7 protein-coding genes are annotated in these 6,457 nt (G+C 69.7%); all 7 read left to right on the top strand.

Annotated features, from left to right (window positions below; translation table 11 throughout):
* Positions 1-939: a carbohydrate ABC transporter permease gene (locus tag ACWEOE_RS38425; protein WP_452018126.1), complete on the top strand. Its 939-nt coding sequence runs from the start codon at positions 1-3 to the stop codon at positions 937-939.
* A complete protein-coding gene (locus tag ACWEOE_RS38430; protein ID WP_452018128.1) occupies positions 936-1,817 on the top strand; it encodes a carbohydrate ABC transporter permease in 882 nt (293 codons plus the stop codon). The genes ACWEOE_RS38425 and ACWEOE_RS38430 overlap by 4 nt, the downstream gene beginning before the upstream one ends.
* A 109-nt stretch (positions 1,818-1,926) precedes the next feature.
* Complete coding sequence (locus tag ACWEOE_RS38435; protein ID WP_452018130.1) at positions 1,927-2,505, top strand: HD domain-containing protein; 579 nt, start codon at positions 1,927-1,929, stop codon at positions 2,503-2,505.
* Positions 2,506-2,569: 64 nt separating this feature from the next.
* Positions 2,570-3,004 carry a L,D-transpeptidase gene (locus ACWEOE_RS38440; protein ID WP_452018132.1) on the top strand — a complete coding sequence of 145 codons (435 nt, stop codon included), beginning with the start codon at positions 2,570-2,572 and terminating at the stop codon, positions 3,002-3,004.
* Between the two features lie 117 nt (positions 3,005-3,121).
* Positions 3,122-4,327 (top strand): MFS transporter, encoded by a 1,206-nt coding sequence (locus tag ACWEOE_RS38445; protein WP_452018134.1) that lies wholly within the window; start codon positions 3,122-3,124, stop codon positions 4,325-4,327.
* 84 nt (positions 4,328-4,411) lie between these two features.
* A complete protein-coding gene (gene tsaA, locus ACWEOE_RS38450; protein WP_452018135.1) occupies positions 4,412-4,912 on the top strand; it encodes a tRNA (N6-threonylcarbamoyladenosine(37)-N6)-methyltransferase TrmO in 501 nt (166 codons plus the stop codon).
* Positions 4,913-5,029: 117 nt separating this feature from the next.
* On the top strand, positions 5,030-6,361 hold the full coding sequence (locus ACWEOE_RS38455) for an NtaA/DmoA family FMN-dependent monooxygenase (protein ID WP_452018137.1): 1,332 nt from the start codon (positions 5,030-5,032) through the stop codon (positions 6,359-6,361).
* Positions 6,362-6,457: the final 96 nt, after the last annotated feature.

Below are 6,457 nucleotides of genomic sequence, written 5' to 3' on the forward strand. Positions count from 1 at the left end.
GTGGCCACCACCGCCGACGCGGTCACAACTCCCGCGACCGCCCCGGCACGGCGCCGCCTGGCGGACCGCGATGGCCTGCTGGCATGGGGGTTCCTGCTGCCCAGCATCGTCTACATCGTCGCGCTGGTGGGCGTTCCGTTCGTGCTTGCCATCGCGTTCGCGTTCTCGGATGTGACGGCAGGCGACCCGTCCTACGATCTCGTCGGGTTCCGCAACTTCACGCGGGTCTTCCAAGACCCCGTGTTCTGGCGGGCGCTGGGCAACACGTTCGTGTTCACCCTGATCTCGATGGTTCTGATCGTCGTGCTGGGCAAGGTGCTCGCCAACATCCTCATCGCGGACTTCCGCGGCAAGTGGCTGGTCCGGTTCCTCGTCCTGCTGGCGTGGACGACGCCTGTGGCCCTGTCGTCGATCTCGTGGCTCTGGCTGCTGGATTCCGTCTACTCGCCGATCGACTGGATGCTGCGTCAGTTCGGCGCGCTCGGTCCGGCGGAGAACGTGTACTGGCTCGGCCGGCCCGGCCTGTCGATGGCCTCGGTGATCGCGGTCCACGTCTGGCGGCTGACCCCGCTGGCCGCGGTGATCATGATGGCTGGGCTGATGGCCATTCCCCGGGACATCGACGAGGCCGCGCGAGTCGACGGGGCGGGGTACTGGCGCCGGATGTTCGAGATCACCATCCCGCTGGTGCTCCCGGTGGCGGCGGTCGCCGCATTGTTCGGCGCGATCTTCACGTTCACCGACATGGCCGTGGTCCGCGTGCTCACCCGTGGTGGCCCCAACGACGCCACGCAGGTGCTCGCCAGCTGGGCCTTCTACCGCGGCATCGATGGCGGCGACGTCGCCCAGGGCGCCGTCATCGCGCTGTTCCTGTTCCCGCTGTTGCTCGCCGCGGCGGTGCTCATTCTGCGCGCGGTGCGCCGGATCGAGGTGCGATGAGTACCGCCGAGGAAGCCGAACGGCTGCGGCAGCGGTACGCCAGGCGCCACGTGCTCGCCCGGGTGGGCCTGTACGTGACGGCAATCGTGGCGGCTCTGATCTGCGCGGCGCCCTTCCTGTGGAGCCTGATCACGGCGTTCAAGCAGAACCGGGACCTGTACAACCCCCAGAACAACCCGTTCGTGTTCAACCGGCCGCCCACCTCGGACCACGTCGGCTACTTGTTCACCGACACGGAATTCCTGACCTTCGTGGCCAACACCCTGCTCGTCGGCATCCTGGTCGTGCTGATCACGCTCGTGCTGGGCCTGCCTGCCGCGTATGCGCTGGCCCGGCTGGACCGACCGTGGTCCGGGCCCATGGCGATCGGCATCTTCCTCGTCTACCTCGTGCCGCCCAGCCTGCTGTTCCTCGCGCTCTCGCGGATCGTGGTGGCCGTCGGGCTCCAGGACTCGACGTGGTCGCTGGTCCTGATCTACCCGACCATCACCATCCCGGTCTCGGTCTGGCTGCTCATGGGATTCCTCAAGAACATCCCGAAGGACATCGAGGAACAGGCCATGGTCGACGGCTACAGCCGGGTGGGCGCGTTCGTGCGGGCCGTCCTGCCACTGGCCTACCCCGGCGTCGTCGCGGTGGTCGTGTTCGCGTTCACCTTGACCGCGAGCGAGTTCATCTACGCTCTCGCCTTCGTCGCCCCGACGGATCAGATGTCGGTGAGCATCGGGGTGCCGACTCAGCTGGTGCGCGGTGACGTGTTCTTCTGGCAGTCGTTGCAGGGCGCCACCGTGCTGGTGGCCGTGCCGATCGCACTGGTGTTCACCTGGTTCCTGGACCGGTTCGTCAGCGGATTCACGATGGGCGCGGTCAAGGAATGAGCAGCGGAGTGGCTCCCTGACCGAGCAGGGCCACCGGATCGACCTCGGGGGTCGTGCAGCGCCCAGGGAACCGGATCGCGTGCGCAACCCCTGATCTACGCTGTCGGCCATGACGGAGAGCGCTACCTCTGCCACCGCGGCCACCGCGCTGGCGGCCTTCGGTTACGAGCTCGGGGTGCTCAAGCGCGTCCGACGCAGCGGCTGGTGGCAGGCCGGCGTGCGGGATCCCGAGTCGGTGGCCGAGCACAGCGTGCGCGCCGCGCAGCTCGCCGCGCTGCTGGCCGCCGAGGAAGGCGCGTCGCCCGAGCGCGCCGCGTTCCTGTCGCTCTGGCACGACACGCAGGAAACGCGAACGGGCGATCTGCCGCACTCCGCCGCGCCGTACCTGGCGAAGCCCGACCCACGCGCGATCACCGCGGACCAGACGGCGGCGCTGCCCGCGCGGTCGGGTTCGGTCGTGCGTGCGGCCGTGGCGGAGTACGAGGCGCGGGAATCGCTCGAAGCTCGCTGTGCGAAGGACGCGGACAAGCTGGAGATGCTCCTGCAGGCGTTGGAGTACCGGGCGGCTGGACTGTCCACTGTGGAGGAGTGGGTGGACTCGGCGTGCGCCGGGCTGTTCACCACCACTGCGCAGCGGCTCGCGGGCGCGGCGTTGGCGTTGTCACCGCTGTCGTGGCACAGTTTGTGATCTTTCCGGTTGGAAAATTGCCGCTCGGGGAATTCTCCCGGTGAGGAGAACGGGAGGCAGAACGATGAAGTGGAGGATCACGGCAGCCCTGGCGGGCGCGGCGGCGGTCGCGGCCACGATCGGTTTCGCCGACAGTGCGAACGCAGCCACCGCTCCGTGCAGCGCCCAGGCGAAAGCCTGCGTCCAGCTGCACACCGGCACGGCCTGGCTGATGGACGGCGGCAAGGTCGTCCGCGGCGGCGTCCCGATCACCGCGGGCAAACCCGCGTACCCGACGCCGGCCGGCACGTTCCACGTGCAGTACAAGGACATCGACCACTACAGCAAGCAGTTCAACGGCCCGATGCCGTACTCGGTCTTCTTCACGAACACCGGAGTGGCATTCCACCAGGGCAGCCTGAAGGTGCAGTCGCACGGTTGCGTGCACCTGTCCCACGCGGACGCGGTGGCGTTCTACAACAACCTGCACCCGGGTGACGTCGTCGAAGTGGTGAAGTAGAGGACTGTAGCCAAGTTGGCGCGATCTCGCTGATGGAGTCATCCGGAAGCCGTCGCGGCGATCCGGGAGTCCGCGTTCTCGGGGGCGGGCTCGCAGCGGTCCTGGTTGGATGGCCGGGTGGTGGTGCGGGGGCAGGGGCTGGGTAGGGACTTCGCGCGGGTCTGGGCGGCCGCGTCGGTGTCGGTGGTGGGGGACGGCGTGCGGGTGGCGGTGCTGCCCCTGCTCGCGGTCGCGGTGTCGCCGACGGCAGGGGCCGTGACGGCGGTTGCCGTGGCCGGGTCGGTGCCCTGGCTCGTGTTCTCGCTGTTCGGGGGCGCGCTGGCCGATCGGTACGACCGCCGCGCGTTGATGTGGCGCACGGACTCGGCTCGGGCCGTCCTGGTGGCGGTCGTCGGGGTGTGGGTGTTCGCCGCGCCGCCGCCGCTGGCGGTATTGGTGGTGCTGGCGTTCGTCTTGGGCAGTGCGGAAACCGTCTTTGACAACGCGTCCACCGCACTGCTGCCCGACGTCGTCGCGCCTGAGCGGCTTGACGCTGCGAACGGGCGGCTGCAGGGCAGCCAGGTGCTCGGGTTGCAGTTCGTGGGGCCTCCGCTCGGCGCGGCGTTGTACGCGGTCTCGGCCGGGGCACCGCTGGTGGTGGACGCGGCCTCGTTCGCGTTGGCCGGGCTGCTGGTGTGGTTCGTGCGGGCGCGCCCCGCCGTTACGACTCGATCCGGCCGGTCGATGCGCGCGGACATCGCCGAGGGCGTGCGCTGGCTGTGGGGCCACCGTGGGCTGCGGCTGCTCGCGATCGAGCTCGGGTTGGCGGCGCTCGCGGTCCAGCTCGGCACATCGGTGTTGGTGCTGCTCGTGGTGAAAACGTTGCGCGCGCCGGAGTTTGCGTATGGGCTGGTCCTGGCGTCGGGTGCCGCGGGCGGCGTACTGGGGTCGTTCGCCGCGGATTCGCTCAAGCGGCTGCTGCCCCTGGGTGCGCGCATCGGACTCGCGATCGCGGCCATCGGCGCGGCTCTCGTCACGGCGTCCCTGGCGACGTCCCTGGTGTTGGTGGCCGGGATGTATGCGCTGGGCAGTTTCGGCATCGTGGTCTGGAACGTCCAGGCCGTGTCGGTGCGCCAACGCCGGGTCCCGCGGGAACTTCGGGGTCGCGTGAACAGTGCCTACCGGCTGATCGGCTGGGGCGGCATCCCGGTCGGGGCGGTTCTCGGCGGAGTGCTCGGCACCGCGGCGGGCTTCCGAGCGCCGGTGTTCGTCGGTGGTTGCCTGGCGATCGCGTCGCTGGTGCTGGTCCCGAGATTGGCGAAGCTGGAGCGGGATGCTGGCTAGGCTCACGGGCATGGATGTTGCTCGACTCCAGAAGTCCGCTGTGGACGTCCCTTGTGGACCCGATTCGGAAGGTGGTGACCTGACGTGGAGTGCCCGCTGCCCGTGATCGGGTTCGTCCGCACCGCGCGCACCGAGCTGGAGCGCACGCCGGTGCAGGCCGGCGCCAACCGCGGTGAGGAAGGCGTGCTGGAGATCGCACAGGAGTACGCCGAGGGCCTCGACGGCCTGGCGCAGTTCGACTACGCGTGGCTGCTCAGCTGGCTCGACCGCCCCGACCGGCCGCTGGAGAGCCTCACCCAGGTGCCCTACCTCCTGCGCCGCGAGCGGCGGCGCATGGGCATCTTCGCCATGCGCGGCCCGCGGCGGCCGAACCCGGTCGGGCTGAGCCTTGTCCGGCTCACAGCAGTCATCGGGACCACCGTGCGGTTCGCGGGCGTCGACCTGCTCGACGGCACGCCGATCCTCGACCTCAAGCCCTACGTCGCCCGGTTCGACCGGCCGCCGGGCGAGCCGAGCAGTGGCTGGTTCGACGACGTCGCGGTGGCCGAAGGCACCACCCCGGAGGACCTCGCGCCGCCGGGCTGAGGGGGGAGGTGTCAGCCGCGCTAAGGGATCCCCTCACAGAACGCCGCTGGTCGCGGCCGCGGCGCGAACCTAGCGTCGATCGTGGCCCTGATCCCCGACGACGCCTAGGAGAACCCCGTGGCCGACGGCACCCCCTCCATGATCCTGACGGCCGCGCTCATGCACGGCCTCGGCATGCACACCGGCGCGTGGATGGCGCGCGAAGGCGACGCCGGTGACCACCTGACCCCGGTGCTGTACAAGGACATCGCCCGCACCGCCGAGGCCGGCAAGCTGCACGCGATCTTCCTCGCCGAGCAGATGACCAACCAGGAAGTGGGCACCGAGCGCCCGTGCGGCGCGCTCGACACCGTCACCGTGCTGTCGCTCATGGCCGGTATCACCGACAAGATCGGCCTGGTCGGCACCGCCTCGACCACCTACAACCAGCCCTACGACCTGGCCCGCCGGTTCGCGACGCTCGATCACCTCAGCCAGGGCCGCGTCGGCTGGAACTCCATCGCCACGCAGAACCCCACCGTGATGGAGATGTTCGGCGGCGGCGCCCACCCCGACCACGCGGCTCGCTACGCGCGCGCCGACGAGTTCATCGACGTCGTGCTCAAGCTGTGGGACAGCTGGGAGGAAGGCGCGCTGGTCGGTGACAAGGAGGCCGGGGTGTTCGCCGACCCCGACCTGGTGCACGAGATCAACCACGTCGGCGAGTTCTTCTCGGTGAAGGGCCCGATGCCGTTCGCGCGCTCGCCGCAGGGCCGGCCGGTGATCTTCCAGGCCGGCTCGTCCGACCGCGGCCGAGACCAGGCGGCCAAGTACGCCGACGTGGTGTTCACCGCCCAGCACGTGCTCTCCGACGCCGTGGCCTTCCGCGACGACATGCGCCGGCGCGCCGCCGACTACGGCCGCCACCCCGACAGCATCAAGATCCTGCCGGGCATGTCCGTGGTCCTCGGCGCGACCGAGAAGGCCGCGCAGGAGCGCAAGCAGCTGATGGACGAGGTGTTCGGCGTGACCGCGAACATCAAGAAGCTCTCCAAGCGCGTCGGCCTGCCGGTGGAGGTGCTGAAGCTCGACGAGAAGTTCCCTGCGCACCTGCTCGGGCCCGACGAGGAGTTCACCGGCTCGATCGGCTTCCGCCGCAGCATCGTGAGCCTCGCGGTGAAGGAGGATCTCACCGTCCGCGAGCTCATCGGCAGCTACGGCGGCGGGCACCACCAGGTCGTCGGCACCGCCGAGCAGGTCGCCGACCAGATGCAGGAACGCTTGCTCGCCGGCGCCGCCGACGGCTTCACCCTCATGGTCGACATGCTGCCCTCGGGTGTGCACGACGCCGTGGACATGCTCGTGCCCGAGCTGCAGCGGCGTGGCCTGTTCCACACCGACTACGAGCACGACACCCTGCGCGAGAGCCTGGGCCTGCCGGCTCCGGCTTCGCTGCTCACCGCCCGCTGAGAGGACTTCCCAATCGTGATGTCAAGCGGTTGCGGTGACGGGAGGTGAAGCGTGGTAGCACTTCCCGTCGCGGATCATCGCCCACAACACGTTGAG

Source organism: Amycolatopsis sp. NPDC004368, from assembly GCF_053602515.1.

Bases quoted from the DNA above. Each gene is read 5' to 3' on its own strand.
- ACWEOE_RS38435 (WP_452018130.1), top strand. From the start codon at position 1,927: ATGACGGAGAGCGCTACCTCTGCCACCGCGGCCACCGCGCTGGCGGCC.
- ACWEOE_RS38430 (WP_452018128.1), top strand. From the start codon at position 936: ATGAGTACCGCCGAGGAAGCCGAACGGCTGCGGCAGCGGTACGCCAGG.
- ACWEOE_RS38440 (WP_452018132.1), top strand. From the start codon at position 2,570: ATGAAGTGGAGGATCACGGCAGCCCTGGCGGGCGCGGCGGCGGTCGCG.